At 71.1% G+C, this 23,352-nt stretch carries 27 protein-coding genes and 1 pseudogene; 16 read left to right on the top strand and 12 right to left on the bottom strand.

The genetic code is table 11. The annotated features are described in order from the left end of the window. Positions 1 to 60: 60 nt before the first annotated feature. A complete protein-coding gene (locus tag ACWEGE_RS45115) occupies positions 61 to 1,560 on the bottom strand; it encodes a leucyl aminopeptidase (RefSeq protein ID WP_449666672.1) in 1,500 nt (499 codons plus the stop codon). 111 nt (positions 1,561 to 1,671) lie between these two features. Here ACWEGE_RS45115 and ACWEGE_RS45110 point away from each other — a divergent pair, with 111 nt between their 5' ends. Beyond that, positions 1,672 to 2,520, top strand: a complete 849-nt coding sequence (locus ACWEGE_RS45110) for a hypothetical protein (protein WP_449666671.1) — start codon at positions 1,672 to 1,674, stop codon at positions 2,518 to 2,520. Then, positions 2,513 to 3,175 carry a DUF402 domain-containing protein gene (locus ACWEGE_RS45105; protein WP_449666670.1) on the top strand — a complete coding sequence of 221 codons (663 nt, stop codon included), beginning with the start codon at positions 2,513 to 2,515 and terminating at the stop codon, positions 3,173 to 3,175. The genes ACWEGE_RS45110 and ACWEGE_RS45105 overlap by 8 nt, the downstream gene beginning before the upstream one ends. On the opposite strand, the gene ACWEGE_RS45100 is transcribed toward ACWEGE_RS45105, so the two are convergent. After that, a complete protein-coding gene (locus ACWEGE_RS45100) occupies positions 3,132 to 3,431 on the bottom strand; it encodes a hypothetical protein (RefSeq protein WP_449666669.1) in 300 nt (99 codons plus the stop codon). The two genes, ACWEGE_RS45105 and ACWEGE_RS45100, sit on opposite strands and share 44 nt — an antisense overlap. A gap of 96 nt (positions 3,432 to 3,527) precedes the next feature. On the opposite strand from ACWEGE_RS45100, the gene ACWEGE_RS45095 reads away from it, so the two are divergent. Further along, the gene (locus ACWEGE_RS45095; protein WP_449666668.1) at positions 3,528 to 4,631 is read left to right on the top strand and encodes a branched-chain amino acid aminotransferase; all 1,104 of its coding nucleotides are present in this window, start codon (positions 3,528 to 3,530) and stop codon (positions 4,629 to 4,631) included. Between the two features lie 48 nt (positions 4,632 to 4,679). On the opposite strand, the gene cobT is transcribed toward ACWEGE_RS45095, so the two are convergent. Continuing rightward, positions 4,680 to 5,756: a nicotinate-nucleotide--dimethylbenzimidazole phosphoribosyltransferase gene (gene cobT, locus ACWEGE_RS45090; RefSeq protein ID WP_449666667.1), complete on the bottom strand. Its 1,077-nt coding sequence runs from the start codon at positions 5,754 to 5,756 to the stop codon at positions 4,680 to 4,682. Between the two features lie 74 nt (positions 5,757 to 5,830). On the opposite strand from cobT, the gene ACWEGE_RS45085 reads away from it, so the two are divergent. Then, complete coding sequence (locus tag ACWEGE_RS45085; RefSeq protein WP_449666666.1) at positions 5,831 to 6,508, top strand: IspD/TarI family cytidylyltransferase; 678 nt, start codon at positions 5,831 to 5,833, stop codon at positions 6,506 to 6,508. Between the two features lie 3 nt (positions 6,509 to 6,511). Here the strand turns inward: ACWEGE_RS45085 and ACWEGE_RS45080 are convergent, their stop codons facing one another. Next, positions 6,512 to 6,961 carry a hypothetical protein gene (locus ACWEGE_RS45080; protein ID WP_449666665.1) on the bottom strand — a complete coding sequence of 150 codons (450 nt, stop codon included), beginning with the start codon at positions 6,959 to 6,961 and terminating at the stop codon, positions 6,512 to 6,514. A gap of 139 nt (positions 6,962 to 7,100) precedes the next feature. On the opposite strand from ACWEGE_RS45080, the gene ACWEGE_RS45075 reads away from it, so the two are divergent. The 3 genes from ACWEGE_RS45075 to ACWEGE_RS45065 are packed head-to-tail and all read left to right on the top strand — an operon-like array spanning position 7,101 to position 8,909. Beyond that, positions 7,101 to 7,850 (top strand): GntR family transcriptional regulator, encoded by a 750-nt coding sequence (locus tag ACWEGE_RS45075; RefSeq protein WP_449666664.1) that lies wholly within the window; start codon positions 7,101 to 7,103, stop codon positions 7,848 to 7,850. Continuing rightward, positions 7,847 to 8,689 carry a phosphoribosylaminoimidazolesuccinocarboxamide synthase gene (locus ACWEGE_RS45070; RefSeq protein WP_449666663.1) on the top strand — a complete coding sequence of 281 codons (843 nt, stop codon included), beginning with the start codon at positions 7,847 to 7,849 and terminating at the stop codon, positions 8,687 to 8,689. The genes ACWEGE_RS45075 and ACWEGE_RS45070 overlap by 4 nt, the downstream gene beginning before the upstream one ends. Continuing rightward, positions 8,682 to 8,909, top strand: coding sequence for a hypothetical protein (locus tag ACWEGE_RS45065; protein WP_449666662.1), 228 nt, complete (start codon positions 8,682 to 8,684; stop codon positions 8,907 to 8,909). Before ACWEGE_RS45070 ends, ACWEGE_RS45065 begins: the two co-directional genes overlap by 8 nt. Here the strand turns inward: ACWEGE_RS45065 and ACWEGE_RS45060 are convergent. Both ACWEGE_RS45060 and ACWEGE_RS45055 read right to left on the bottom strand, forming a co-directional pair. Beyond that, a complete protein-coding gene (locus ACWEGE_RS45060) occupies positions 8,906 to 9,895 on the bottom strand; it encodes an aldo/keto reductase family protein (protein ID WP_449666661.1) in 990 nt (329 codons plus the stop codon). The two genes, ACWEGE_RS45065 and ACWEGE_RS45060, sit on opposite strands and share 4 nt — an antisense overlap. Positions 9,896 to 10,022: 127 nt before the next feature. After that, entirely contained in the window at positions 10,023 to 10,670 is a 648-nt protein-coding gene (locus ACWEGE_RS45055; protein ID WP_449666660.1) for a DUF3043 domain-containing protein, read from the bottom strand. Between the two features lie 146 nt (positions 10,671 to 10,816). Here ACWEGE_RS45055 and ACWEGE_RS45050 point away from each other — a divergent pair, with 146 nt between their 5' ends. After that, positions 10,817 to 11,194 carry a HesB/IscA family protein gene (locus ACWEGE_RS45050; protein WP_449666659.1) on the top strand — a complete coding sequence of 126 codons (378 nt, stop codon included), beginning with the start codon at positions 10,817 to 10,819 and terminating at the stop codon, positions 11,192 to 11,194. 77 nt (positions 11,195 to 11,271) lie between these two features. Here ACWEGE_RS45050 and ACWEGE_RS45045 read toward each other — a convergent pair whose 3' ends face one another. Further along, the gene (locus ACWEGE_RS45045; protein ID WP_449666658.1) at positions 11,272 to 11,442 is read right to left on the bottom strand and encodes a hypothetical protein; all 171 of its coding nucleotides are present in this window, start codon (positions 11,440 to 11,442) and stop codon (positions 11,272 to 11,274) included. Between the two features lie 151 nt (positions 11,443 to 11,593). On the opposite strand from ACWEGE_RS45045, the gene ACWEGE_RS45040 reads away from it, so the two are divergent. Beyond that, positions 11,594 to 12,586, top strand: coding sequence for a carbohydrate kinase family protein (locus ACWEGE_RS45040; protein ID WP_449666657.1), 993 nt, complete (start codon positions 11,594 to 11,596; stop codon positions 12,584 to 12,586). A 58-nt stretch (positions 12,587 to 12,644) separates the two neighbouring features. Here the strand turns inward: ACWEGE_RS45040 and asnB are convergent, their stop codons facing one another. Beyond that, positions 12,645 to 14,579: an asparagine synthase (glutamine-hydrolyzing) gene (gene asnB / locus ACWEGE_RS45035; RefSeq protein WP_449666656.1), complete on the bottom strand. Its 1,935-nt coding sequence runs from the start codon at positions 14,577 to 14,579 to the stop codon at positions 12,645 to 12,647. Between the two features lie 185 nt (positions 14,580 to 14,764). On the opposite strand from asnB, the gene ctaC reads away from it, so the two are divergent. Together ctaC and ACWEGE_RS45025 are read left to right on the top strand one after the other, a co-directional pair. Continuing rightward, positions 14,765 to 15,706 carry an aa3-type cytochrome oxidase subunit II gene (gene ctaC / locus ACWEGE_RS45030; protein ID WP_449666655.1) on the top strand — a complete coding sequence of 314 codons (942 nt, stop codon included), beginning with the start codon at positions 14,765 to 14,767 and terminating at the stop codon, positions 15,704 to 15,706. A 32-nt stretch (positions 15,707 to 15,738) separates the two neighbouring features. Continuing rightward, positions 15,739 to 16,158 carry a cytochrome c oxidase subunit 4 gene (locus ACWEGE_RS45025; protein ID WP_449666654.1) on the top strand — a complete coding sequence of 140 codons (420 nt, stop codon included), beginning with the start codon at positions 15,739 to 15,741 and terminating at the stop codon, positions 16,156 to 16,158. A gap of 51 nt (positions 16,159 to 16,209) precedes the next feature. Here the strand turns inward: ACWEGE_RS45025 and ACWEGE_RS45020 are convergent, their stop codons facing one another. Next, complete coding sequence (locus ACWEGE_RS45020; RefSeq protein ID WP_449666653.1) at positions 16,210 to 17,169, bottom strand: GlxA family transcriptional regulator; 960 nt, start codon at positions 17,167 to 17,169, stop codon at positions 16,210 to 16,212. Positions 17,170 to 17,252: 83 nt separating this feature from the next. Between ACWEGE_RS45020 and ACWEGE_RS45015 the strand changes: the two genes are divergently transcribed. Continuing rightward, on the top strand, positions 17,253 to 18,200 hold the full coding sequence (locus tag ACWEGE_RS45015; protein ID WP_449666652.1) for a DMT family transporter: 948 nt from the start codon (positions 17,253 to 17,255) through the stop codon (positions 18,198 to 18,200). A gap of 131 nt (positions 18,201 to 18,331) precedes the next feature. Here ACWEGE_RS45015 and trpD read toward each other — a convergent pair whose 3' ends face one another. The 3 genes from trpD to ACWEGE_RS45000 form a co-directional block, all read right to left on the bottom strand. Next, positions 18,332 to 19,366, bottom strand: coding sequence for an anthranilate phosphoribosyltransferase (gene trpD / locus ACWEGE_RS45010; protein WP_449666651.1), 1,035 nt, complete (start codon positions 19,364 to 19,366; stop codon positions 18,332 to 18,334). Positions 19,367 to 19,371: 5 nt separating this feature from the next. Beyond that, positions 19,372 to 19,782 carry a hypothetical protein gene (locus ACWEGE_RS45005; protein WP_449666650.1) on the bottom strand — a complete coding sequence of 137 codons (411 nt, stop codon included), beginning with the start codon at positions 19,780 to 19,782 and terminating at the stop codon, positions 19,372 to 19,374. A 62-nt stretch (positions 19,783 to 19,844) separates the two neighbouring features. Further along, positions 19,845 to 20,258: a hypothetical protein gene (locus ACWEGE_RS45000; protein ID WP_449666649.1), complete on the bottom strand. Its 414-nt coding sequence runs from the start codon at positions 20,256 to 20,258 to the stop codon at positions 19,845 to 19,847. A gap of 95 nt (positions 20,259 to 20,353) precedes the next feature. Between ACWEGE_RS45000 and ctaE the strand changes: the two genes are divergently transcribed. From ctaE to ACWEGE_RS44980, 4 genes and pseudogenes are all read left to right on the top strand, one after another. Then, complete coding sequence (gene ctaE, locus ACWEGE_RS44995) at positions 20,354 to 20,977, top strand: aa3-type cytochrome oxidase subunit III (RefSeq protein WP_364582535.1); 624 nt, start codon at positions 20,354 to 20,356, stop codon at positions 20,975 to 20,977. Positions 20,978 to 21,039: 62 nt separating this feature from the next. Then, positions 21,040 to 21,858, top strand: coding sequence for a cytochrome bc1 complex diheme cytochrome c subunit (gene qcrC, locus ACWEGE_RS44990; protein WP_449666648.1), 819 nt, complete (start codon positions 21,040 to 21,042; stop codon positions 21,856 to 21,858). Beyond that, a complete protein-coding gene (gene qcrA, locus ACWEGE_RS44985; RefSeq protein ID WP_449666647.1) occupies positions 21,855 to 23,021 on the top strand; it encodes a cytochrome bc1 complex Rieske iron-sulfur subunit in 1,167 nt (388 codons plus the stop codon). The genes qcrC and qcrA overlap by 4 nt, the downstream gene beginning before the upstream one ends. Continuing rightward, a pseudogene (locus ACWEGE_RS44980) lies at positions 23,018 to 23,352 on the top strand (cytochrome b); the annotation flags it as partial. The gene qcrA and the pseudogene ACWEGE_RS44980, both read left to right, overlap by 4 nt.

The following is a 23,352-nucleotide window of genomic DNA, read 5'->3' as shown; positions in this document are numbered from 1 at the left end:
GCCGAAAACGCTCCGAAGGGCCTCCGCCGGTGGCGGAGGCCCTTCGGAGGACGAACGCGGTCAGCCGTTGGCGGCGATGTCCGCCAGCACCGCGGCGAGCGAGCGCACCGGGACGCCGGTGCCGCCCTTGCCGGTGTAGCCCCACGGGGCGCCCGAGTTGAACGACGGGCCCGCGATGTCGATGTGGACCCAGTCGAGGCCGTCGGCGACGAACTCGCGCAGGAAGATCCCGGCCGCGAGCATGCCGCCCCAGCGGTGGCCGGCCACGTTGGCCAGGTCGGCCAGGCGGGAGTCGAGGTCGGCGCGCAGCTCCTCCGGCAGCGGCATGGGCCAGCCGTTTTCGCCGGTGGCCTGCATGATCGCGGCGACGCGGTCGCGGAAGTCGTCCGAGCCCATCACGCCGGCGGTGCGGTTGCCGAGCGCGACGACCTGCGCGCCGGTCAGCGTCGAGGTCTCGATCAGGTAGTCCGGGTTCTCCTCGGCCGCCCGCACCATGGCGTCCACCAGCACGAGCCGTCCTTCGGCGTCGGTGTTGAGCACCTCGACGGTCTTGCCGCCGTACATGGTCAGCACGTCACCCGGGCGGTACGACGTCCCGGACGGCAGGTTCTCCGCCAGCGGGATGTGCGCGACGACCTCGAGCGGGTACTTCAGCTTCGCGGCCAGGACGACCGCGACGAGCACGCCGGCCGCGCCGGACATGTCCGAGGTCATGTGGTCCATGTTCGCGGCGGGCTTGAGCGAAATGCCGCCCGAGTCGAACGTGATGCCCTTGCCGACCAGCGCGACCTTCTTGACCGCCTTAGCGGGCTTATAGCCGATGCGCACCAGGCGCGGCTGGCGGGACGAGCCGCCGCCGACGCCGAGGATGCCGCCGAAGCCCTTGCGCTTGAGGGCCTTCTCGTCCAGCACCTCGAACTCGAGACCGTTGTCCTCGGCCAGCTTCTTCGCGCGCTCGGCGAAGGAGGCCGGGTAGAGGTCGTTCGGCGGGGTGTTGATCAGGTCGCGGGCGGCGACGACGGCCTCGGCGATGAGGCCGGCCGCCTTCAGCGTCGCCTTGTGCTCGCGGGCGGTGCCTTCGGCCGGGCTCGTGAAGTCCGCCTTGGCCAGCGGGGCGTCGCCCTTCTCCGAACGGTAGGCGGTGAAGACGTAGGAGCCGAGGACGAGGCCCTCGACGGCGGCCTGCAGGTCGAGCTCGGACAGCGTGACCAGCGCGCGGTCGGTGCCGGCCAGCGCGCGGCCGGCGGCGCCCGCGGCGCGGCGGACCTGCTCGGGGGTGACGGTGCCGTCCGCCTTGCCCAGGCCGACGGCGAGCACCACGCCCGCCGGGAGCTTGCCCAGCGTCGGGACCTTCACGACCTCTTCGGCCTTGCCGCTCGCCCCGAGCGTGGCCAGCAGTCCGGCGAGCCGGCCGTCGAAGGCGGCGTCCACGGCGGCGGCGCCGGGAGCGAGCACGGGACCGTCCTCGCCGGCCAGGGTGCCGATGACGACAACGTCGGCGCGCGTCTTGGCCAGTGCCTCCCCGGTGTTGTCGGACAGGGCGAGCTTAGGCACGGTCACTTCTGGCTCCTCGCGCGTTCTCGTGTTGCACCGGGCACCGGCCCGGTCGGGATCGTGAGCCATGCTAATGACGACTTGACCACGGACGAACAGAGGGCGAGGGAGGGCCGCGTGCGGCTGGGCGGTGGGCTGCTGGTGGCGCTGGCGGCGGCAGCGGCGGGCGCGGGCTGGTGGCTGCTCGCCGGCCTGGTGGCGGCCGCGATCGCCGCGGGCGTGACGGCGCGGGTGCCGGAACCGGGGGATGCCCTGGTCGACCGCGTGGTGATCGCTGTCGCGCGACTGTCCGAAGTGGCCGTCTACGCGATCGCGTTCGGGTGCTACGTCTTCCCGGAACACCGGGCGGCGGCCGCCGCGGCGTTCGTCGTCGTGGTGGCCGGCGCCGGGTTCGCCGGGCTGGAGGTCCCGACGATCGTCGTACGGATCACCGGCGCGCTGCTGCTCCTCGCCGGGCTCGCGCTGGTCGCGGTGTGCGTCGCGGTGCCGCCGGTGGCGACCGTCGGCGGCGGCCTGGCGCCCCCGGACTTCGCGGGCGTGCTCGTCGCCGCGGTGGTCTTCCTCCCGTTCCTGCGCGCCTGGCGACGCGAGAACGCGGGCCGGCGGGTGCTGCTGCTCGGTGCGGTCGCCGTGCTGGTGGCCTTCGCCGCGCTCTACCAGCTCGGCCCGGTCCGGCTGGGGCTGTCCGCGACCTCGCTGCGGGACCTGCTGTCCGCCGCCGACGCGGACGCCCTGCAGCCGCTGCTCACGGTCGTCGCGGTGCTCGCGACCGTCGTTCCCGCGCTGGTCGCCGGCCGTGACGTCCGGGTGCGGACGGGGGTGCCCGGGATCGTGGCGTGCCTCGCCGCCGTCGTGGCCGCGTACCTGCTGCCGGTGCTGCCCGTGCTCGTCGTCGCCGGGCTGGCGACCGTGTTCGAGCTGCTACTGGGCGTACGCGCGCGCAGGTACAGTGAGACCCGTGAGTGATCGACGCTGGCGGCCGGGGGAGACCGTGGCCGAACGGTTCCACCGCCCGGACGGCTCGATCGGCCAGGTGCACCCGCTGCGCGTCCTCGAAGACGACGGCCGGGTGCTGCTCGCCTGGCTCCCGGCGGGCACGCCGATCATCGGCAGCAGGCTCGCCGACGGCCGCCTGATGCGGGACGCCCCGCTGGAGCAGCGGTTCCGCATCCCGCGGGTGCCGGTGCCGGACTTCTGGCACGGCGCGTCGACCCTGCGCCGGATCGCCGAGGACGAGTGGTCCTCGGTCTGGTGGTTCTTCGACCTCGAAGGCCGGTTCAAGAACTGGTACGTCAACCTGGAGATCCCGCTGGGCCGCACGCCGGGCGCGGTCGACCGGATCGACGGCGTGCTCGACGTCGTCGTCGAGCGCGACGGCAGCTGGCGCTGGGACGACGAGGACGAGGCCGAGGCCGCCATCGAGGTCGGCCGCCTGACGCTCGAGCAGTTCGACCGGCTGCGCGCGGAAGGCGAGCGGATCGGCGCGCTGGCCGAACGCGGCGCGTACCCGTTCGACGGCACGGACACCGACTTCCGCCCGGATCCGGGCTGGCCGGCGCCGCAGCTGCCGGCCGGCCTCAGCCCGCGGTCAGGAGAAGGATCAGCGCCAGCACGGCGTTGACGATCGCGAGGATCACGACCGACTTGGTCGGCAGCACCGCCGGGAACGCCTTGCCGTGGATCTTCCGCCACCACACGACGCCGAAGACACCGCCGACCAGGCCGAGGAAGCCGCCGAACCCGCTGTCCAGCACGGCCCAGCCGACCATGCCGAGCAGGCCGACGCCGAAGGTGAGCAGCGTCGCGGCGACAAAGGTCTTGATGTCGGCGCCGGTGGTCTTGGGCCGGGGGACCGGCTCAGTGGAGTGGTAGGTCACAGCGTCATCCTAGAGCCGTCGCGGCCGGAGCGCGGGGAACCCGGAACAGATGGACATCCGACTAACGCGCGTCCGAGCAAGCGGTATCGTCTAGCCATGACGACCACGACACAGTTCGCCCATGTCCCGCACCCGAGTCCTGCGAGCGCGGACCGTGTCGCGGAGGTACTCGAGACGCCCGGGTTCGGGCTGCACTTCACCGACCACATGGTCACCGTCAAGTGGTCGAAGGCCGAAGGCTGGCACGATGCCCAGGTCGGCCCGTACGCGCCCTTCACCCTCGACCCGGCGACGTCGGTGCTGCACTACGGCCAGGCCATCTTCGAGGGTCTCAAGGCCTACCGCCAGCCGGACGGCACGATCGCGTCGTTTCGCCCGGACGCCAACGCCGCGCGCTTCCGCCAGTCGGCCGAGCGGCTCGCCATGCCGCAGCTGCCCGAGGAGGTCTTCGTCGAGTCGCTGCGGGAGCTCATCGCCGTCGACGGCCGGTGGGTGCCCACCCGGCAGGGTGATTCGCTGTACCTGCGGCCGTTCATGATCTCGACGTCCACCGGGCTCGGCGTCAACAGCCCGGCCGCCGACTACGTGTACACGGTGATCGCGTCCCCGGCCGGTTCGTACTTCGCGGGCGGCGTGAAGCCGGTCAGCGTCTGGCTGTCGACGGAGTACGTCCGGGCGGCGCCCGGCGGCACCGGCGCGGCCAAGTGCGCCGGCAACTACGCGGCGTCGTTCGTGGCGCAGGCGCAGGCCGTCGAGAAGGGCTGCGACCAGGTGGTGTGGCTCGACGCGGTCGAGCGGCGCTGGGTCGAGGAGATGGGCGGGATGAACCTGTTCTTCGTCTTCGGCTCGGGCGAGAACGCCCGCCTGGTGACCCCGGAGCTGACGGGGTCGCTGCTGCCCGGCGTCACCCGCAAGTCGCTGCTGCAGCTGGCTTCCCGGCTCGGGTACAAGATCGAGGAGCGCCGGATTTCCACCGAGGAGTGGGAGAAGGCGTCGGCCTCGGGTGAGCTGACGGAGACGTTCGCCTGCGGCACGGCGGCGGTGATCACCCCGGTCGGCCACGTCAAGCACGCGGGCGGCGAGTTCACCATCGCCGACGGCCGGCCGGGCGCGCTGACGATGAAGCTGCGCGAAGAGCTGACCGGCATCCAGGAGGGCACCCGCCCCGACCCGGACCACTGGATGGTCAAGCTCGGCTGACGCGTCGTGGAAGCGGCCCCCGGTTCCGCCGGGGGCCGCTTCCGCCGTTCAGGAAGCCGGAGCGGCGATCACCGGACCGGACACGCCGGCCTGCTCGTGCGTCGCGGTCTCGGCAAGCACCCGGGCGGCCATCATCAACAGCGGCAGCGCGGTGACCGCCCCGGTCCCCTCGCCGAGCCGCACGTCCAGCTCCAGCAACGGCCCCAGGTCCAGGTGCTCCAGCGCGAGGGCGTGCGCCGGCTCGGCGGTCCGCTGCCCGGCCACCCACCACCGGCGAGCCCCCGGCGCGAGGTCCTCCGCGACGAGCGCCGCGGCGCACGCGACCAGCCCGTCCAGCACCACCGGCGTCCGCCGGACCGCGGCCTGGGCGAGGAACCCGGCCATCGCGGCGATGTCCGCGCCGGCCGCGGTGCGCAGCAGGTCGACCGGGTCGGCCAGCACGGCGCGAGCCCGGCGCAGGGCGTCGCGCACGGCGACGGCCTTCCGCATCCAGGCGTCGTCGTCGATGCCGGAGCCGCGGCCGACGACGGCGACCGGCTCGCTGCCGGTCAGCGCCGCCACCAGCACCGACGCCGGCGTGCTGTTCCCGATCCCGAGGTCGCCGGGGATGAGCAGGTCCGCCCCGCCGTCGACCTCGGCGTCGGCGATCGCGATCCCGGCCCGGATCGCCTTCCGCACCTCGTCGGCGGTCAGCGCGTCCTCGACGTCGATGGAGCCGGAGCCGCGGCGGACCTTGAACTCGCCGATCGAACGGGTCGCCGGAGCTTCGGTGTCCACGGCGAGGTCGACCACGCGCACGCTCGCGCCCGCGGCGGCGGCCAGCACGTTGATCGCGGCGCCGCCGGTCAGCATGGTGCCCAGCAGCTGCGCGGTGACCTCGGCGGGGTAGGCGGAGACGCCCTTGGCGGCAATGCCGTGGTCCCCGGCGAAGACGACGACCCGCGGCCGGGTGAACGGCCGCGGCGGCGACTGTCCCTGGCAGGCCGCGATCCAGACGCCCAGCTCTTCGAGCCGCCCGAGCGAACCGGCGGGCTTGACGAGCTTGTCGTGCAGCGCGATGGCGGCGGACCGGGCGTGGTCGTCGGGCGGGGTGATCTCGGGGAACTCGATGTTTTCCGGCTCCACACCAGGCCCTTTCTTCAGCACGGCATCGCTGCGGCCAACCTACCGGGAAGGGCGGGCCGGTAGTCTCGCGGCTCGTGGAGACGACGGCGGCCGCGGTGGTGCTGGCCAGTGGCGCGGGCACCCGCGTCGGCGCGAAGCTGAACAAGGTCTACCTGCCGCTGGCCGGCCGGCGGGTGGTGGCCTGGTCGCTCGACGCCTTCCGGAACGTTCCCGGCATCGGCGTGCTGGTGCTGGTGATCCGGCCGCAGGACCGCGAACTGGCCGAGGAGGTGGCCGGCGACGGCGTCGAGGTCGTGCACGGCGGCGACACACGCCAGGCCTCCGAGCTGAACGCGTTGCGCCACCTCGCGCCCCGAATCAAGGGCGGCCGGGTCGACGCCGTGCTGCTGCACGACGCGGCCCGGCCGCTGGTCCACCCCGAACTGGTCGGTGCGGTGCTGGCCCGGACACGCGAGGACGGGGGGGCTGTGCCGGGCCTGGCCGCGGACGACGTCGTCGAGGTGGATGCCGGGCACCTGGTCGCCCAGGTGCCCGGCGCGATCCGCGTCCAGACGCCTCAGGGCTTCCGGGCCGGACCGCTGCTCGAGGCCTATGAGAAGGCCGAGCGCGAAGGCTTCGTGGGTACGGACACTTCGTCGTGCATGGAGCGCTTCTCCTCCCTGCCGATCCGCTGGGTCCCGGGGGCTCCCGAGAACCTCAAGATCACCTACCCCCACGACCTCGTCGTCGCGGAGCGGCTGCTCGCCCGGTGACCGCTAGGCGCACGCGGGCGGGCCGCCACCGTCGTCTCCTTCCCGGTGCGTCCCGGTCGGCCGGATCGTGACGTCGTGGCGCAGTTCCGGCGGGATCCGGCAGTCCGGCTGTGGCCGGAGTGCCTGCAGCGGGGCGCCCGGGGTGCCGGGCTCCGCCAGGGTGAGCACCGCGCGCAGCGTCCACACCGGGGTGGCGTGGTACTGCCAGGTGACGACCCGCGGGCTGAACACGTCCGTGCCCGGGAAGGTCGGCACGCGGTAGGCGCTGGCCCGGTGCTCGTCGCGGAGGATGATGACGTCCACGCAGGTGGGCCAGCGGTGCACGGCCGCGTAGATCTCCGGCGCCTCACGGCCGCCGAACAGGTGCAGCACCCATTTGCGGCGCCGGAGCTCCTCGAGGAGTTCCTCGAGGCCCTGGCCGCTCGAACCGGAGTGTGCTGTGGGCGGGGACACACTTTCGAGGGTAACTTGCGTACTAGAGCACAGTCCAGTGCGTGTACTAGTACACCTGGGTGGTTCTGAACAGGCCTTTGTGGGACACCCCCCGGCGTGCTAGAACACTTGTGCGTGATTTCCGGCGTGAGGAGCCACCTTGCCCACCCTCGATCGCCCTGAGCCGCCGTACCTGCAGATCGCGGGCCGGATCCGTGACGACATCCTGTCCGGCCGGCTGCAGGAGGGCGACGCGGTGCCGTCCGCCCGCGAGATCGCGCGCACCTGGGCCGTCGCCATGGCGACGGCCACGAAGGTGCTGGCCACGCTCCGCTCGCAGGGGCTCGTGCGGCCGGTGCGCGGCGTCGGCACGGTCGTCGACCGCGGCGGCCTGCACCGCACGGCCCGCGATCGCACCGCCGCCACGGTGCGGACGGGCCGGATCTACCCGCCCGGCCACTACGCGGTGATCCGCTCGGCCGGCCTCGAGCCGGCGTCGGAACGCGCCGCGGCCGCACTCGGCCTGGAGGAGGGTGCCCCGGTGATCCGGCGGCGGCGGACCACGTACGGTCCCGATTCGCGGCCGCTGTCGACGTCGACGTCGTGGTTCGACGGCGCGCTGTCGGCGAAGGCGCCGGCGCTGCTGGTGGCGGAGCGGATCGTCGAGGGCACCGCGGCCCACGCGGCCGCCCGGCTGGGCACGAGGATCGCGACGACGCAGGAACGGCACGCGGCGGGCCGCGCGGGCGAGGAGGAGGCGGCCGAGCTGGGGCTGCCCGCCGGGTCGCCGGTGCTGCTCGGCCGGAGCACCTTCCTGGCGGCCGACGGGACGGTCGTCGAGTACGGTGAGTCCGCCGCCTTGCCCGACCACTGGGTTTTCTACGAGTACACGACTGAGGACGGCGAATGAAGCACATCCACGCGGGCAAGGTCCGTGACCTGTACGAACTCGACGGCGGGGACATCCTGCTGGTCGCGTCCGACCGCGTCTCGGTCTACGACGTCTCGCTGCCGACGCCGATCCCGGACAAGGGCAAGCTGCTCAACCAGCTGTCGGCCTGGTGGTTCGACCGGATGGCCGACGTCGTCCCGAACCACGTCGTGTCGACCACCGACGTGCCGGCGGAGTTCGCCGGGCGGGCGATGCGCTGCAAGCCGCTGAAGATGGTCCAGGTCGAGTGCATCGCGCGGGGCTACCTGGCGGGCCTGGGCCTGCGCGAGTACCAGCGCGACGGCAAGATCTCCGGCGTCGCGCTGCCGCCGGGCCTGGTCGAGGGCGACAAGCTGCCGGAGCCGATCTTCACGCCGACGACGAAGATCTCCGACACCGGCCACGACGAGTTCATGACCTTCGACGAGGTGATGAACGAGATCGGCGAAGACACCGCGAAGCGGCTTCGCGAGCTGACGCTGGAGATCTACACGAAGGGCGCGGAGCACGCCGCGGCCCAGGGCGTCATCATCGCCGACACGAAGCTGGAGTTCGGCTTCGACACCGAGGGCACGCTGACCCTCGGCGACGAGGTCCTGACGTCGGACTCGTCGCGGTTCTGGCCGGCCGACGAATGGGAGCCGGGCCGCCCGCAGCACGCGTTCGACAAGCAGTTCGTCCGCGACTGGTCGCGGACGACGGGCTGGGACCAGACCCCGCCCGGGCCGGAGATCCCGGCGGACATCGTCGAGCAGACGAGGCAGCGCTACACCGAGGTCTACGAGCGGATCACGGGGAAGACCTGGGTCCGTGGGTGAGTACGACCCGTACAAGCTGATCGACGAAGTCGAAACGCTGCTGGTTTCGCACGGCCTCACGCCTTCGCGCGTGCCCGGGCGCGGCGGCGACCGGCTGGCCGGCGCCGGCCGCCTGCTGCGCGGGTTCGGCCTGGAGCCCCGGATGGCCCCCGAGGACGCGTTCGACCTCGGGGTGCCGTTCCAGGGCCGGATCAACCAGGCCGGAACCTTCGAAGACTAGGGGCTCTTGGTCAGGCTCGCGTCGCGCTCGACGACGTCACCGAGGACGTCGTCGATGGCCTTGAGCAGGTCGGCGTCGAGCTTCTGGCCGGCGGCCTTGACGTTCTCGTGCACCTGCTCCGGCCGTGAAGCCCCGATGATCGCCGAGGCGACGTTCGGGTTCTGCAGCACCCACGCCACGGCCAGCTGGGCGAGGCTGAGGCCGGCCTGCTCGGCGAGCGGTTCGAGCTGGGCGACGCGCTTGAGGACGTCTTCGTCGAGGAAGCGGGCGACCATGTCGGCGCCGCCCTTTTCGTCGGTGGCCCGCGAGCCTTCGGGGTAGGCCTGGCCGGGCTTGTACTTGCCGGTGAGCACGCCCTGCGCGATCGGCGACCAGACGATCTGGCTCAGGCCTTCGCGCTCGGAGGTGGGGATGACCTGCTCTTCGATGACGCGCCAGAGCATGTTGTACTGCGGCTGGTTCGACACGAGCGGGATGTGCAGCTCGCGGGCGAGGGCGGCACCGCGGGAGATCTGCTCGGCGGTCCATTCGGAGACGCCGACGTAGAGCACCTTGCCCTGCCGGACGAGGTCGGCGAAGGCGACCATGGTTTCTTCGAGCGGGGTGTGCCGGTCGAACCGGTGCGCCTGGTAGAGGTCGACGTAGTCGGTGCCGAGCCGCTTCAGGGACGCGTGCGCCGACTCCATGACGTGCTTGCGGGACAGGCCGCGGTCGTTGGGGCCCTTGGGGCCGGTGGGCCAGAAGACCTTGGTGAAGATCTCGAGGCTTTCCCGCCGCTGCCCCTTGAGCCCCCGCCCGAGCACGGCTTCGGCGGCGGTGTTCGCGTAGGCGTCGGCGGTGTCGAAGGTCGTGATGCCGGCGTCGAGGGCGGCGTTGATGCAGGCGTGGGCCCGGTCTTCCTCGACCTGGGAACCGTGGGTGAGCCAGTTCCCGTACGAGATCTCACTGACGTTGAGGCCACTGCGGCCGAGACGACGAAACTCCATGGGCCCGAGCTTAGGCGGTAATCGTTTGCTTTGCTAACGACCTGGGGTGACTCCGGCCACGCCCGCCTGGTTGCGGACAGCAAGAAGCCGGGTCGAGCAGCGCTGGGCCCGGCTTCTCGGAAACCGCTCAGTTCGGGATCGGGTCCCCGGGCTTCAGCCGCGGCTTCGGCATCCGCAGCCGCCGGATCTGGGAGGCCCGCACGAACGCGTACCAGCCGATCGACCGGCCGTTCACCGCTTCCTTCGGGAACTTCTCCCGGACCAGCTTCGCGATCTTCCGGCCGTTCACGAAGCCCTCGATCGCCATCACCAGCAGCATCGCCGTGCACAGCAGCGTGATGTACGACTGGACCTGGGGCAGCGGCACCAGCAGCGCCAGGAACACCACGATGGCCAGCGGCATGAACAGGCCGAGCAGGTTGCGCCGGCTGTCGACCAGGTCGCGGACGTACCGCTTGACCGGCCCCTTGTCGCGCGGGAGCAGGGCGCTGTCGTCGCCGCGCATCATCGCGTCGCGGCGGGCCTTGGCGGCCGCGCGGCGGTCTTCCTTGGTCTGCGGGTTCGCCTTGCGCAGCTCCTTGTTGCGCTTCATCGCCTCACGCATGGTGGTGGGCGGCGGCGCCACCGGGCCACGCTTCTTCGCCTCCGCGTCGCGGCGCTTCGGCGTAGCCTTGCCCTTACCGGGCGTGTACGCCTTGCCGGCGACGTCGACGGCTTCCGTCGTCTCCGGCTCTTCGGCGGCGGTGTCTGTGGTGCTTCGGCGCAGGAACCTCACCTCACCAGGGTATTGCAGGCGTCACGCCGCCGTTCACCAGGTCGATCCATGTGCGACCATGGTGGGGGAACAGAACGGACGTCCTGCGTGTTGAACACGTCAGCACGAGGAGTATCCGCAGCGAGTTCGACTTTAGAGGGAGTGCCATGACGACCGCTGAGCACGCCGGCGCGACGCAGGCCGAGACCGCCGAGGAGACGCACGGCGTCTCGGTGACCGACGCCGCGGTTGCCAAGGCGAAGGCCTTGCTCGAGCAGGAGGGCCGCGACGACATGCACCTGCGCATCGCCGTCCAGCCCGGTGGCTGCGCGGGCCTGCGCTACCAGCTGTTCTTCGACGAGCGCACGCTCGACGGCGACCTGTTCCGGGAGTTCGACGGCCTCAAGGTCGCCGTGGACCGGATGAGCGCGCCGTACGTGTCCGACGCCGTCATCGACTTCGTGGACACGATCGAGAAGTCCGGCTTCACGATCGACAACCCGAACGCCACCGGCTCCTGCGCCTGCGGCGACTCGTTCCACTGAGCCGACCGCCGGAAGAGCCACCGCGAGAAGGCCCCGTCGCCCGGAAGGGCGGCGGGGCCTTCTCCGTTGCTGCGGAGCTACACGTACGCGTCGAGCTCGGCCACCTGGGCGTGGCACGCTTCGTCGACCTGCCACGGCTTGGCCGTGACGCGGGGCAGCGGCAGGCGCTCGGCCTGGAGCGTTGCCGGGATGAGCGCGCAGTCGGCGATCAGCTCGGACAGGGTCTCGGGTTCGGTGACGGCGTTCACGATTCGTAACGCTATTGATCCGCTCTCGACTGGAGAAGGAGTACCAGCCGGTAGTGTCGGCTGGGCACGCGCGAACTACCCGGATGGGTCATGACCCGGAGGTAACTTCGCGCTTTTTGCCGTGAGGTCGAACACGACGAAGGAGCAGCCGGTGGCAGACAGGGCCAGGATCGCGGTGTCCGGCAGTATCGCGACCGACCACCTCATGCATTTCCCGGGCAGGTTCGCCGAGCAGCTGGTCGCCGAGCAGCTGCACCGGGTCTCGCTGAGCTTCCTCGCCGACGACCTGGTGGTCCGGCGCGGCGGCATCGGCGCCAACATCGCCTTCGGCCTCGGGGTGCTGGGCTTCCAGCCGGTCCTCGTGGGCGCCGTCGGTGCCGACTTCGCCGACTACCGCTCCTGGCTGGAGCGGCACGGCGTGGACACCTCGGGCGTGCACGTGTCCGAGGTCGCGCACACCGCGCGGTTCGTCTGCACCACCGACGAAGACCTCTGCCAGATCGCCACGTTCTACGCCGGCGCGATGGCCGAGTCCCGCAACATCGAGCTGCAGCCGATCGCCGAGCGCGCCGGCGGGCTGAGCCTGGTGCTGATCAGCCCGGACGACCCGGAGGGCATGATCCGCCACGCCGAGGAGTGCCGTCAGCGCGGGTACGCCTTCGCGGTCGACCCGTCGCAGCAGCTGGCCCGGATGACCGGTGAGCAGGCCCGTGCGTTCGTCGCGGGCGCGAAGTACCTGTTCAGCAACGACTACGAGTGGGAGCTGCTGCTCCAGAAGACCGGCTGGACCGAGGCCGACGTCCTCGACCAGGTCGGCCTGCGGATCACGACGCTGGGGGAGAAGGGCGTCGAGATCGTCGGCAAGGAAGGCGTCGCCCTGCAGATCGGCGCGGTCCCCGAGCGGGCGAAGGCCGACCCGACGGGTGTCGGCGACGGCTTCCGCGCGGGCTTCCTGGCCGGCCTCGACGGCGGTCTCGGCGTCGAGCGCGCGGCCCAGCTCGGCTCGCTGATCGCGGTGCTGGTCCTGGAGACGGTCGGCACGCAGGAGTGGACGTTCGACCGCACCGAAGCCCTGGCCCGCATCGGCGAGGCGTTCGGCCCGGACGCGGCCGAGGAGATCTCGGCGGTCCTGCCCGCGGCCTGACCCCCGGCACGGAGGAAGGCCCCGCACCGGTCCGGTGCGGGGCCTTCGTCACGTTCGCTCAGAGCTTGACCGGGTACACCGGCTCCGGGATCTCGGGCTTGATCCGGTGCTCGACGAAGATCCCGTGCCACAGCATGAACACGATCAGCGCCCACAGCTGGCGGCTGCGGTCCAGCTGGCCCGCCTTGTGCTCCTCGAGCAGCGCCAGGATCGCCTTCTTGTCCAGCAGCTCCTCGGTCTTCGAGTCCGAGATGATGCCCTTCGCCCAGTCGTACATCTCGTTGCGCAGCCACAGCCGGATCGGGACCGGGAAGCCGAGCTTGCGGCGGTTCAGCACGTGCGCCGGGATGATCTTGGCCAGGGCCTGGCGCAGCGCGTACTTCGTCGTCCCGTGGGCGAGCTTCTGGTCCAGCGGGATCGACGCCGCGACCTTGAACACCTCGGCGTCGAGGAACGGCACCCGCAGCTCCAGCGAGTTCGCCATCGTCACCTTGTCGGCCTTGACCAGGATGTCGCCGCGCAGCCACGTGTAGAGGTCGACGTGCTGCATGCGGGCCACCGGGTCCCAGCCGCGCGAGACGTCGTACCAGGGCGCCGTGACGTCCTTGAAGCCCACGCCTTCCTGGTAGGTCTTCAGCACGTTGCGCAGCTGGTCGTCGCGGAAGTTGCGGGCGTTGCCGTAGTAGCGGTCCTCCAGCGGCAGCGCGCCGCGGCGGAGCAGGTCCTTGCCGCGGGTGCCCTCGGGGATCTTCGTCGAGACCTTGCCGATCAGCTTGCGCATGCCGCCCGGGATCTTCTCGAACGGCGCCAGCGAGATCGGCTCGTTGTAGATCGTGTACCCGCCGAACAGCTCGTCCGCGCCTTCGCCCGAAAGCACCGCCTTGACGTGCTTGCGGGCTTCGCGGGCGATGAACCACAGCGGGACCAGCGCCGGGTCGGCCACCGGGTCGTCGAGGTACCAGACGATGAGCGGCAGCACCTCCATCATCTCGTCCGCCGATACCGTCCGGACCACGTGCTTCACGCCGATCGCCGCGGCCGACTCGGCGGCGACGTCGACCTCGGAGTAGCCCTCGCGCTCGAACCCGGTGGTGAACGCGATCAGGTTCGGGTTGTGCTCCTTGGCCAGCGTCGCGGTGGCCGTGGAGTCGATGCCGCCGGAGAGGAACGCACCGACCGTGACGTCCGGGTCGGAGATCATGTGCTTGCCGACCGAGTCGCGCATCACGTCGGCGATGCGCTGGTACAGCTCCTCGGCCTCGGCGGGCGAGTTGACCGGCTTCGCGCTGAACTGCGGGTGGAAGTAGCGGGTGAACTTCACCTCACCGCCGGGCACCACCTCGAACGACGTCCCGGACTCCACGCGGCGGATCGCCGTGTGCAGCGACTCGGGCTCGGGCACGTACTGCAGCACCAGGTAGTGCTGGAGCGCCTTGCGGTCCAGCTCCTGGGCGACGCCGAGGACGTCCGACAGCTCCAGCAGGCTCTTCTTCTCGCTGGAGAACGCCACGCCCTCGGGGCCGGCCGAGTAGAACAGCGGCTTGATGCCGAACGGGTCGCGCGCGCCGAAGACCCGCTTCTCCTGCGAGTCCCAGATCATGAAGGCGAACATGCCGCGCAGGCGCTTCACCCAGTCCGCGCCGAGGTAGTGGAAACCGGCGACGATGGCCTCGCCGTCACCCTCGGTCTCGAACTTCGCGCCGTGCTGCTCGGCGAGCTCCGCCCGCAGCTCCAGGTAGTTGTAGATCTCGCCGTTGAAGTTCATGGTGTAGCGGCCCGGCGCCTCGGGCGGGCCCCAGACCAGCGGCTGGTGCGCGTGCTCGACGTCGATGAAGGCGAGCCGGTTGAAGCCGTAGACGACCTCGGCGTCGGCCCAGGTGTCCTGCTCGTCGGGGCCGCGGTGGCGCTGGCAGCGCATGGCCGCGCCGACGGCGTCACGCGCGTTCGCCGCGCCGGTCTCGGTCGCGCAGATCAGTCCAAGCAGGCCGCACACGGGTACTCACACACCTTCAGGGTCTTCACCGGGCTGGGGGAAGGCCCCAGTATGCCGGGGCGGTCGTGGCGAGTACCACGCGCGTCGTTGGTTACCCCTTGGTCAGCGGGATGGGCCAACTCGGCTAGAGTCCGGCTGTCACAAAGATCGGTCGTAGGAGGCTCTGGGTGAAAGGGCGAGGCGCAGTGGGACAACCCGAGCGCACCCTGGGGAAGCGCACCGTGCAGGTCGCCGCGCTGGCCGTGCTGGTCGCGCTGACCGCGACGGGCTGCTCCGGCGACGAGATCCTGCGGTTCGGCTGGCCGGTCGGCGTCACGAAGCAGGCCGACGAAATGCGGACCCTCTGGACCTGGACCGTGGTCGCGGCGCTGGTCGTCGGCGTCATCGTGTGGGCCCTGATCTTCTGGACCGCGACGTTCCACCGCAAGAAGAAGACGGCCGACGGCGAGCCGGAGGAGCTGCCCCGGCAGTTCCAGTACAACATCCCGCTCGAGCTGTTCACCGTCGTCGTCCCGACGATCATGGTCTGCGTGCTGTTCTTCTTCACCGCGACGACCGAGTCGCGGGTGCTCGACAAGATCCCGAACCCGGACGTCAAGGTCCAGGTCGTGGCCTTCCAGTGGAACTGGGAGTTCAAGTACGAGGACGAGTCCGCGAAGAAGGCGGACGGGCAGCAGGTCAGCACCGTCGGCTCGTCCGGCGAGATCCCGCTCCTGGTGCTCCCGGTCGGCAAGACCATCCAGTACGACCTGGTCTCCACCGACGTCATCCACTCCTTCTGGGTGCCGGAGTTCCACTTCAAGCGGGACGTCATGCCGAACCCGGAGAAGAACAACCAGGACAGCTCCTTCCAGAACAAGATCGACCGCGAAGGCTCCTTCGTCGGCCGGTGCGCGGAGCTGTGCGGCACCTACCACTCGGTGATGAACTTCGAGGTCCGCGCGCTGTCGGCCGACAAGTACGACCAGTACATCGCGCTGCGCAAGCAGACGAACCCGTCGACCGGCCAGGGCTACACGGCGGCCGAGGCGCTGGCGAAGATGAACTGCGGCGAGCTGTGCACCCCGCACGCGGTCACCACCCAGCCGTTCAACACCGACCGCACGGCACGCACCGCGTCCAACTGACGCCCAGCGGACAACAGGAGTAGGAAAAGACCATGAAGGTCGAAGCCCGCATCTTCTTCATCGTGGCGATCTTCGCCGTGTTCATGGCGGCCGTGTACTGGGTGTGGACCGCGCTGGCCGCGACCCACGGCCCCGAGCCGGTGGGCATCGTCGCGCTGTTCCTCACCGGCGGTCTCGCGTTCCTGGCCGGCAGCTACATGCAGTTCGTCGCCCGCCGCATCGAGCCGCGTCCGGAAGACCGCGAGGACGCCGAGATCAGCGACGGCGCGGGCGAGCTGGGCTTCTTCAGCCCGGGCAGCTACTGGCCGATCGGCATGGCGGCCACCGCGGCGCTCGGTGCCGTGGCGCTGGCGTTCTTCCACATCTGGCTGCTGGTCATCGCGCTGGTCGCGCTGCTCATCACCATCGGCGGTCTGGTGTTCGAGTACCACACGGGCCCGTCGCACGACTGAACCCCGGTTCGGACCGGCCGTCGCACCTCGGTGTGGCGGCCGGTTTGCGTTTCAGCCTCGAAAAGCCGTCCGGTACGACGACGGGCTCGTGCCCCGCAGGCGGCTGAACTGGTGCCGCAGCGCGGCCGCCGACGCGTAGCCGCACGCCGCCGCGATGTCCTCCACCGACAGCCCGCCCTCCTCCAGCAGGGCCTGGGCGCGGTCCAGCCGCCGCTCGGTCAGCCAGCGGTGCGGGGTGGTGCCCGTCGCCGCCGAGAAGCGGCGCAGGAACGTCCGCTCGCCCAGGCCGCTGCGGCGGGCCAGCTCCGCCACCGTGAACGGCTGGTCCAGCCGCCGCTCCACCCACTCCAGCGCCTCCGCGACCACGGCGTCGTCGCCCGCCGCCGTCGCCGGGACCGGTGCCTGCACGAACTGCGCCTGGCCGCCCGCGCGGTGCGGGGCCGCCACCATCCGCCGGGCCAGCGCGGTGGCCGCCGCGACCCCGCGCAGCCGGCGGACCAGGTGCAGGCACAGGTCGACGGCCGCCACGGTGCCCGCGCTGGTCAAGATGCCGCCGTCGTCGGCGTACAGCGCCTGAGGGTCCACCTCCGCGGCCGGGAACCGCTGCCGGAACTCCGCCTCGTACACCCAGTGGACCGTGCAGCGGCGGCCGTCGAGCAGCCCCGCGTACCCCAGGGAGAACACCCCGGCGCAGAACCCCGCCACCCACGCGCCCCGCCCGGCCGCGTCGCGCAGGACGTCCAGGACCGGTGCCGGCGGCGGCGCGGTCCGGGGCGCGCACGTCGGCACGATCAGCAGGTCCGCCGACGCCGCGAAGTCCATGTCCCGCAGGCGGGACAGCCCGAACCCGGACCAGCTCTCGACCTCCGCCCCACCCGGCGAGCAGACGGCGAAGTCCCAGCCTTCGATGCCGTCGGCGCTGCGGTCGGTGCCGAACACCTCGCACGCGACACCCAGCTCGAACGGCGAAACGCGGTCGGCGAGCACCACGGCGACCCGGTTGACGTCCATGGCGGCCAGTGTGTCACAAGGTTTGCGGTCGTTGTCATCTCTGACACTGGTTGGCCGCGCCGATCGCGACGAACCTGGTCGGCATGACGAATTCGGAAACCCGCCCGCTGCTCCAGTGGTCCGCGGCGATGGCGATGTCCGGCACGATCGGCGCCGTCGTCCTCGAGAGCGGCGCGGCCGCCCCCGCCGTGGCCTTCGCCCGCTGCTTCGTCGGCGGTGCGCTGCTCGTGCTCTGGTGCCTGTCCCGCGGTTGGCTGCAGGCCTGGCGGCCGTCGCGCCGCGACCTCGGCCTCGCCGTGCTGGGCGGGCTGTTCCTGGTCGGCAACTGGGTGCTGCTGTTCGCTTCGTACGCGCTGTCGTCGATCTCGGTCAGCACGGTGGTCTACCACACCCAGCCGCTGATCCTGGTCGGCCTGGCGGCGGCCTTCCTCGGCGAGAAGGTCGCCAAGAGCCACCTGGCCCGGGCCGGGATCGCCTTCGGCGGTGTGGCCCTGATCTCGCTGTCGGCCCACGGCGAGGACGGCAAGCCGGTGCAGCTCGCGGGCATCGCGCTGGCCCTGGGTGCGGCGGTGTTGTACGCCGGGGCGTCCTTCGTGGCGAAGCAGCTGAAGCACATCCGCCCGCACCTGCTGGCCGCGGTGCAGACGACGGTGGGCGCGCTGGTGCTGGCGCCCGCGCTGCTGCTCACGCCGCTGCCGTCGACGACCTCGGGGCTGCTCTGGCTGGTGCTGCTGGGGACCGTCCACACGGCCCTGATGTACGTGCTGATGTACGCGAGCATCGGCAAGCTGCCGACGACGACGGTGGCGTTGCTGTCCTACGTCTACCCGGTGGTCGCGGTCCTGGTCGACATCGCCTTCTACGGCCACCGCCCGAGCTGGCTCGAAGGGCTCGGCATGCTGGCGGTCCTGGCGGCCGCGCTGGCACCGCAGCGCAGCCGCAAGCCCGCCGCCGCACCGGCGAAGCCGGCCGGCCCGGCCCCGCGGTCACCGGCCCCGGCAACCAGCCCCGAACCGGCCTGCCGTTCGTGACCGGGCCCGGATCCCGCGTGATCAGGCCCGTGACCCGCGTGATCAGGGACGTAACCCACGTGATCGGGGCCGGAACCCACGAGTTGCGGCTTCGATCACGCGAGTTGCGGCCGCAGGCACGCGGGGCCGGGTCAGCTGAACGCGATCCAGCGGTCCAGCAGCGTGGCCGCGGCGCCCGAGTCGATCGCCTCGGCCGCGCGAGCCAGACCGGCCCGGAGGTCTTCCTCCAAGGACTCCGAGAAGCCCGTGAAGGCCGCCAGAGCCGCCGCGGCGTTCAGCAGGACGGCGTCGCGGACCGGGCCCGGCTTGCCGCCCACCAGGTCGCGGACCACCTCGGCGTTCGCCGCAGCGTCGCCGCCGCGCAGGTCCTCCGCCGTCGCGCGGGGGATGCCCACCGACGCCGGGTCGAAGCTGCGCTCGGTGACCGTGCCTGCGGAAACCACCCACACGGTCGACGTCGTCGTGGTGGTGATCTCGTCGAGGCCGTCGTCGCCGCGGACCACCAGGGCGCGGGTGCCGCGGCGGGCGAACGTCTCCGCCAGCACCCGCGTCTTGTCCGCGTACGCGCAGCCGATCAGCGCCGCGCCAGGCTGGGCCGGGTTGGTCAGCGGGCCGAGCAGGTTGAACGTCGTCGGGATGCCGAGCTCGCTGCGCACCGGGCCCGCGTGCCGCAGCGCCGGGTGGAACGCCGAGGCCAGGAAGAACCCGATGCCGACCTCGGTGAGGCTGCGCCGGACGTCTTCCGGCGGCAGGCTGATGGTGACGCCGAGCGCCTCCAGGACGTCCGCCGCGCCGGACTTCGACGACGCGCTGCGGTTGCCGTGCTTGGCCACCGGCGCGCCCGCCGCCGCCGTGACGATCGTCGCCATCGTCGAGATGTTCACCGAGTTGGAGCCGTCGCCGCCGGTGCCGACGATGTCGACCGCCGGGCGGTCCAGCTCGACCCGCCGGGCGTGCGCCAGCATCGTGGCCACCATGCCGGCGATCTCCTCGGGCGTTTCGCCCTTGGCGCGCAGCGCCACCGCGAACCCGGCGATCCGGGCCGGGCTCGCCGCGCCGCTCATGATCTGGTCCATCGCCCACGCCGTGTCCTCCGCGGAGAGGTCGGCGCCCGCGACGAGCTGCTTGAGCAGGGGTGGCCAGGTGCGGGGGACCGGGGCGGTCACCGGGCTCAGCCGTTCACGACGGGGACCCGCCGCGCGCGCAGCACGTCGGCGACGGTCTCCGCGGCGGTCAGCGGGTCCAGCGGGTGCACCAGCACGGCGTCCGCTTGCGACCAGGTGGCCAGCCACCGGTCGTCCTTGCGCCGCACGGCGACCACGATCGGGGGACAGTCGGCGATTTCGCTCTTCAGCTGCCGGCACAGGCCGATGCCGCCGGTCGGCTGCGCTTCGCCGTCCAGGATGGCCAGGTCGACGTTCCCCGCGTCCACCTCGGACAGCACGTCGGCGATGCCGGCCGCCTCGACGTAGTCCACGCGCGCCAGGTCGGCGGCGGGCCGCCGGCCGACCGCGTTCACGATCGCTTCGCGCACCTCCGCCTTGTGGCTGAACACCAGGACCCGCATGGACTGCTCGGCCATTGAGCTGCCTCCCTCTCGTCACCGCGCCACTCGCGCCCCGATCGTATCGGCCGAGACCGACATCACGCGGTGGGCTCCGGCTGTTGCGCGTCCCAGCCCAGCGCGTCGCCGCCCAATCGTTGCGCGAGACCCGCCATCCGGGACCGTTCCTGCGCGCAGTGCAGGGCGTCGAGCAGCTGGACGCGGACCGCGAGCACCCGCGTCAGAGCGCCGTCCGAAGCGGGTTCTCGCAGCTCATAGCCGTCCTGGGCGAGGATCGAGGCCGCCTCGGCGAGCCGGTCCGGCGGCAGCAGCAGGTGGTGCCGCAGAACGGCCGGTGCCGTGCTGACCCAGGCGGGTGAACCGGCGAGGACGGCCGAGTCCGCGACGACCGGGTCGAAGGCCTCGGCGACGATCTTCAGGCCGGGCGCGTCGACGCTCAGACCGGGCGTTTCCCGCTTCTTGACCAGGTCAAGCAGGCGGTCGAGTAAACCCATGAGTAGCTCTCACCTTCCCGGGCATCCGGTGTGATCGGTTACGCAGACGGCTCGCCGTGGACCCACCCGGCGGAGCGGTGGTGCGAGAGGACATAATGCGACGCGTGACAACGGCAGCTCCCACCATCAGTCAGCGGGTCCACTCGCTGAACCGGCCGAACATGGTCAGTGTCGGCACCATCGTGTGGCTTTCCAGCGAGCTGATGTTCTTCGCCGGACTGTTCGCGATGTTCTTCACCGTCAAGGCGCAGAACTCGTCCGGCCAGTGGCCGCCGCCGCTGCACGGCGAGGAGTTCAAGCTCAACGTGGCGTACGCGATCCCGTTCACGGTGATCCTCGTGCTGTCCTCGCTGACCTGCCAGTTCGGTGTGTTCGCGGCCGAGCGCGGCGACGTCTACGGGCTGCGCCGCTGGTACATCATCACGTTGATCATGGGCGCCATCTTCGTCGGCGGCCAGGCCAACGAGTACCACAACCTGGTCGAAGAGGGGATGACGATCCCGTCCGGCCCGTTCGGCACGGTCTTCTACCTCGCCACCGGGTTCCACGGCCTGCACGTCATCGGCGGGCTCATCGCCTTCGTGTACCTGCTCATCCGCACGAAACTGAGCAAGTTCACGCCCGCCCAGGCCACGTCGGCGATCGTCGTGTCCTACTACTGGCACTTCGTCGACATCGTGTGGGTCGGCCTCTTCGGTGTGATCTACCTCCTTCCGTAGGTCCGCCTCAGCCGCCACCACCTTCACCATCGGCCTGAACTGACAGCAAGGGTTGCCGCAAGATGACCACCAGCACGAAATCCTCGGAGCGCCGCTACCGCGCGCGGTCGAAGCTGCGGAGGCGGTTCGCCGGCCTGCTCGCGCTCGGCATCGCGCTGGTGGGCGTCGGCTTCCTCTACTCCGCGTTCGCCCCGGAGCCGCAGACCGCGCAGGCCCAGGGCACGCCGGCGCAGCTGCGTCTCGGCGAGCAGGTCTACAACAACACCTGCATCGCCTGCCACGGCGCGAACCTCGAGGGCGTGCAGGACCGCGGCCCGAGCCTGATCGGCATCGGCGACGCCGCGGTGTACTTCCAGACTTCTTCGGGCCGCATGCCGGCCGCGCGCCAGGAGGCGCAGGCCGCGCGGAAGCCGCCGAAGCTGACCGAGGCCGAGATCGACGCGGTCGGCGCCTACATCCAGGCGCACGGCGGCGGCGTCCAGCGTCCCGCCGAGAAGGGCGAGGCCCTGCGCGGCGACGACCCGGCCCGCGGTGGCGAGCTGTTCCGCCTCAACTGCGCTTCGTGCCACAACTTCACCGGCCGCGGTGGTGCGCTGTCCGCCGGCAAGTACGCGCCGAACCTGGACCCGGCCAGCGAAGAGCAGATCTACACGGCCATGCTCACCGGCCCGCAGAACATGCCGAAGTTCTCCGACCGGCAGCTGTCGCCGGAGGAGAAGAAGGACATCGTCGCCTACGTGAAGTCGGTGTCGGACGGCAACAATGACCCGGGTGGTAACGGCCTCGGCGGGGTCGGCCCCGCTTCGGAGGGCGTCATCGCCTTTATCGTCGGGATCGCCGCGCTGATCGGCGTGACGTTGTGGATTGGATCGAAGGCATGAGTGCCGAGGGGCCGAAGCCGCCGTCGGAGGCGGAACTGGCTGAGATGGACCGGGACCAGCTGGTCAAGCTGGGCGGGCAGCTCGACGGCGTCGAGATCGTCGAGTACCCGACCCCGTGGCCCGTGGAGGGCACCCGCGCGGAGAAGCGGGCCGAGCGCCTGGTCGCGTTCTGGTTCGGCCTGTCCGCGCTGGCCGGGATCGGGTTCGTCGTTTCGCTGATCTGGTGGCCGTGGCAGTACGAGGCGCCGGACAACGAGAGCGGCCACTTCTGGTACAGCCTGTACACCCCGATGCTGGGGCTCACGCTCGGTCTGGCCATCCTCGGCCTGGGCATCGGCGTGATCCTGTACACGAAGAAGTTCGTGCCCGCCGAGGTCGCGGTGCAGCAGCGCAGCGACAACCAGGGCGAAGGGTCGGCCGAGGTCGACCGCCAGACGATCCTCGCGCACCTGGCCGACGCCGGGAACCGCAGCACCATCGCCCGCCGGTCGCTGATCAAGCGCTCGGCGATCGCCGGTGCCGGTGCGCTGGGCCTCGCCGCCGCGGCGCTGCCGGTCGCGTCCTTCATCAAGAACCCGTGGAAGGACAGCGAGTCCCGTGACTCGCTGTGGCACACCGGCTGGCAGCCGAACTTCCCCGGCGAGAAGGTCTACATGCGCCGCGCGACCGGCAAGCCGGTCGAGGTGGAGCACGACAAGCCGACCGAGATCTCGCTGGTCAAGGCCGAGGACCTCGACGCGGGCGCGATGGAGACGGTGTTCCCGTTCCGCGAGTCCGAGCGCAACGACGCCGAAGCGCTGGCCAAGGCGCTGACCCGGGTCGACAACCCGGTCATGCTGATCCGCCTGCGCCCGACCGACGCCGCCAAGGTGGTCAAGCGGGCCGGCCAGGAGGACTTCAACTTCGGCGACTACTACGCGTACACGAAGATCTGCAGCCACGTCGGCTGCCCGACCTCCCTGTACGAGCAGCGGACCAACCGCATCCTGTGCCCGTGCCACCAGTCGCAGTTCGACGCCCTCCACTACGCCAAGCCGATCTTCGGCCCGGCGACCCGGCCGCTGGCCCAGCTACCGATCACGGTGGACGAAGAGGGATACTTGATCGCGCGAGGCGACTTCATCGAGGCCATCGGTCCGGCCTTTTGGGAGCGTAAGTCATGAGTTCACTCACCACGCCGACCAAGGGGTCGAGCCCGGTCGAGAAGGCGCTGGGCGACGCGGCGAACAATGCCGACCAGCGGTATCACCTGGCCAAGGGCCTGCGGCACCAGATGAACAAGGTGTTCCCGACGCACTGGTCGTTCCTGCTGGGCGAGATCGCGCTCTACAGCTTCATCATCCTGCTGCTGACCGGTGTGTACCTGACGCTGTTCTTCGACCCCTCGATGCAGGAGGTGGTCTACCACGGCAGCTTCAAGAACATGCAGGGCCTGGAGATGTCGCAGGCGTTCCGCACGACGCTGGACATCTCCTTCGACGTCCGCGGTGGGCT

The organism is Amycolatopsis sp. NPDC004747 (assembly GCF_053601335.1).
This window is presented reverse-complemented; position numbering and strand designations above follow the sequence as displayed.

Excerpts from the sequence above, each read along its gene's own strand:
- qcrA (WP_449666647.1), top strand. The coding sequence starts at position 21,855 with ATGAGTGCCGAGGGGCCGAAGCCGCCGTCGGAGGCGGAACTGGCTGAG.
- ctaE (WP_364582535.1), top strand. The coding sequence starts at position 20,354 with ATGCGACGCGTGACAACGGCAGCTCCCACCATCAGTCAGCGGGTCCAC.
- ACWEGE_RS45070 (WP_449666663.1), top strand. The coding sequence starts at position 7,847 with ATGAAGCACATCCACGCGGGCAAGGTCCGTGACCTGTACGAACTCGAC.
- ACWEGE_RS45060 (WP_449666661.1), bottom strand. The coding sequence starts at position 9,895 with ATGGAGTTTCGTCGTCTCGGCCGCAGTGGCCTCAACGTCAGTGAGATC.
- ACWEGE_RS45015 (WP_449666652.1), top strand. The coding sequence starts at position 17,253 with ATGACGAATTCGGAAACCCGCCCGCTGCTCCAGTGGTCCGCGGCGATG.
- ACWEGE_RS45005 (WP_449666650.1), bottom strand. The coding sequence starts at position 19,782 with ATGGCCGAGCAGTCCATGCGGGTCCTGGTGTTCAGCCACAAGGCGGAG.
- ACWEGE_RS45050 (WP_449666659.1), top strand. The coding sequence starts at position 10,817 with ATGACGACCGCTGAGCACGCCGGCGCGACGCAGGCCGAGACCGCCGAG.
- ACWEGE_RS45000 (WP_449666649.1), bottom strand. The coding sequence starts at position 20,258 with ATGGGTTTACTCGACCGCCTGCTTGACCTGGTCAAGAAGCGGGAAACG.
- ACWEGE_RS45025 (WP_449666654.1), top strand. The coding sequence starts at position 15,739 with ATGAAGGTCGAAGCCCGCATCTTCTTCATCGTGGCGATCTTCGCCGTG.
- ACWEGE_RS45020 (WP_449666653.1), bottom strand. The coding sequence starts at position 17,169 with ATGGACGTCAACCGGGTCGCCGTGGTGCTCGCCGACCGCGTTTCGCCG.
- qcrC (WP_449666648.1), top strand. The coding sequence starts at position 21,040 with ATGACCACCAGCACGAAATCCTCGGAGCGCCGCTACCGCGCGCGGTCG.
- ACWEGE_RS45095 (WP_449666668.1), top strand. The coding sequence starts at position 3,528 with ATGACGACCACGACACAGTTCGCCCATGTCCCGCACCCGAGTCCTGCG.